At 62.8% G+C, this 2,104-nt stretch carries 4 protein-coding genes; 1 reads left to right on the forward strand and 3 read right to left on the reverse strand.

Going from position 1 to position 2,104, the window contains the following annotated elements:
- A partial coding sequence (locus tag EN939_RS31475) for an alpha/beta fold hydrolase (protein WP_127271498.1) occupies positions 1–438 on the reverse strand: 438 nt, incomplete at its 3' end.
- Between the two features lie 101 nt (positions 439–539).
- Here EN939_RS31475 and EN939_RS31480 point away from each other — a divergent pair.
- Positions 540–1,544 (forward strand): LysR family transcriptional regulator, encoded by a 1,005-nt coding sequence (locus EN939_RS31480; RefSeq protein ID WP_127271500.1) that lies wholly within the window; start codon positions 540–542, stop codon positions 1,542–1,544.
- Here EN939_RS31480 and EN939_RS31485 read toward each other — a convergent pair.
- On the reverse strand, positions 1,534–1,848 hold the full coding sequence (locus tag EN939_RS31485) for a hypothetical protein (protein ID WP_127271501.1): 315 nt from the start codon (positions 1,846–1,848) through the stop codon (positions 1,534–1,536). The two genes, EN939_RS31480 and EN939_RS31485, sit on opposite strands and share 11 nt — an antisense overlap.
- 133 nt (positions 1,849–1,981) lie before the next feature.
- Positions 1,982–2,104: GatB/YqeY domain-containing protein (locus EN939_RS31490; protein WP_164751391.1), on the reverse strand; the 123-nt coding region annotated here is incomplete at its 5' end.

Consider the following 2,104-nt stretch of genomic DNA (forward strand, 5'->3'; position numbering starts at 1 on the left):
GTCCGGTGCCTGCCGCACCGCGGCAATCCGCTCGTCGAAATAGCTTGCCGGCGAGAGATGGGACGAGGTGTTGCTCAGGATCAGCCGGTCGATCCGCTCCGGCGCGTGGATGCCGAGCCACTGCGCGACGAACCCGCCGAGCGACAGGCCAAGGAAATGTACGCGTTGCAGGTCGAGCGCGTCGAGCAGCTCGATGACGTCGCGGCCAAGCCGGTCGAGCGAGTAGGCGCCGACGGGAACGCTCGATCCGCCATGGCCGCGAAAATCGTAGCGCAAGACACGGAAATGCTTCGACAATTCGCCGATCTGCCTGTCCCACATGTGCAGCGTGGTGCCGATGGAATTCGACAGCACCAGCACCGGCTTGCTTGCCTCGCCATCGAAGCGGTAGGCGATGCGCGTGCCGTCGCCCGTTGTGACGAAATTCAGCTCATTCATGATGAAGATTCCTTCTGGAACGTTGAACGAGACAGAGCCTAGCCGTGGAGCGATTTTGTTGATATTACAAAGATAGAACAATCTCTGTAGTAAAAACTGACATGGCCGAATTCACCCTGCACGACCTGCAATGCTTCGATGCAGTGGTCCGCACCGGCGGTTTTCAACCTGCGGCGGCCATGCTGTATCGCTCGCACCCGGCGGTGTTCGCCGCCGTCGCCAAGCTGGAACGACAGCTCGGCCTCATCCTTTTGGACCGCAGCGGCTATCGCGTGCGTCCGACCGAGGCCGGGCTTTCGTTCCACCGCCGAGCGCTATCGCTGCTGCGCGAGTTGGACGGTTTGCGCGTCCATGCCGCCCAGTTGGCGATGGGTGAGGAAAGCGAGATCCACGTGGTGATAGGCGACCTGTGCCCGCGCCCGCATGTGCTGGGCATGCTCGGGCGGTTCTTCGCACAGTGCCCCGGCACGCGCCTGCATCTGCATTTTGAAGCGGTGGGCGGCCCATGGGAGCGTCTATTCGATGACGAAGCCGATCTGATCCTGCACTGGGTCGACAAGGGCGATGCGCGGGTGGAATGGGTCGATCTGTGCAAGGTGTCCTTCATTCCCGTGGTGGCGCCGGGCTTTCTGCCCGGGCGTATCGAGCAGCCGATCACTCTGGATCAGATGCAGGCACTCACCCAATGCGTCATGCGCGACAGCGCCCGCCATTCGCCACAACAAAACTATTCGCTGATCGAAGGCGCGCCGCAATGCCTCGTCGCCGACCAGGGCATGAAGAAGGAGATCATCCTGCAGGGCCTTGGCTGGGGCCACCTGCCCCGCTTCCTGATCGAGGAAGAACTGCATGACGGGCGCCTGCAATCCATTGCCGGCCGCCATCTGCCGGGCCGCACCGACGAACTGGTGGTGGCGCGGCGCCGCGACCGACCGCATGGGCCGATCGCCAACCGGCTGTGGGATCATATCCAGCAGGAAGCGCCGACATTGCGCCGTGCATTGGAGCCGACGGGGCCCGCCGGACAGACACCCACCAACCAGTCGCGAAAGGCGCAAGTGGCAACGCCAGGACCTCTCGGGTCCCGTCCAGCGATCACTTCTTGACATACGCTCCAGGCTGGCGGCCGCTCTTCGGAGCCTTGGCGTCCTTTGAACGCTCCGCGATAGCGGGGCCGGCGCCGGACGTCTTTTCGGTTGCGGCGCTCGGCGTGACTTGCCTTGGCGGGTTTTGTCCCTCCGACTGGCGGGTTCGGTCTTCTACTTCATCCTTCCTGCGGGTGAGCCCCATTCCGCCGGCGGGCTTCTTGTTGGCGGCCGCATCCTGGGAGAATTCATCGGAAGCGTCGGCATCGATCTTTGCCGGATATTTCGTCGCACCGGTTTCATAGCGGGTTTCGTTCTCAGTCATGACATCTCTCCAGTTGCATGACGGATAAACATCTCAGCGGTATCCGAGTTCCAACTCCTGGACTTCGATTCCGGACGGATCTGGGTTCCGGGAGCGCCCGGTCGGCCACCCAAGCGACGAGATGAGCAGCACCCTACTGCAGCAGGCCCTTGACGATGCCGCTCGCCTTGCCGAAATCCATCTGGCCGGCATATTTCTGCTTCAGTGCGGCAATCACCTTGCCCATGTCCTTCTGGCTGGCCGCACCGGTCGCGGC

The sequence above is a fragment of the Mesorhizobium sp. M7A.F.Ca.CA.002.05.1.1 genome, from assembly GCF_003998335.1.
GTDB lineage: Bacteria > Pseudomonadota > Alphaproteobacteria > Rhizobiales > Rhizobiaceae > Mesorhizobium.

Bases quoted from the DNA above. Each gene is read 5' to 3' on its own strand.
- EN939_RS31480 (WP_127271500.1), top strand. From the start codon at position 540: ATGGCCGAATTCACCCTGCACGACCTGCAATGCTTCGATGCAGTGGTC.
- EN939_RS31485 (WP_127271501.1), bottom strand. From the start codon at position 1,848: ATGACTGAGAACGAAACCCGCTATGAAACCGGTGCGACGAAATATCCG.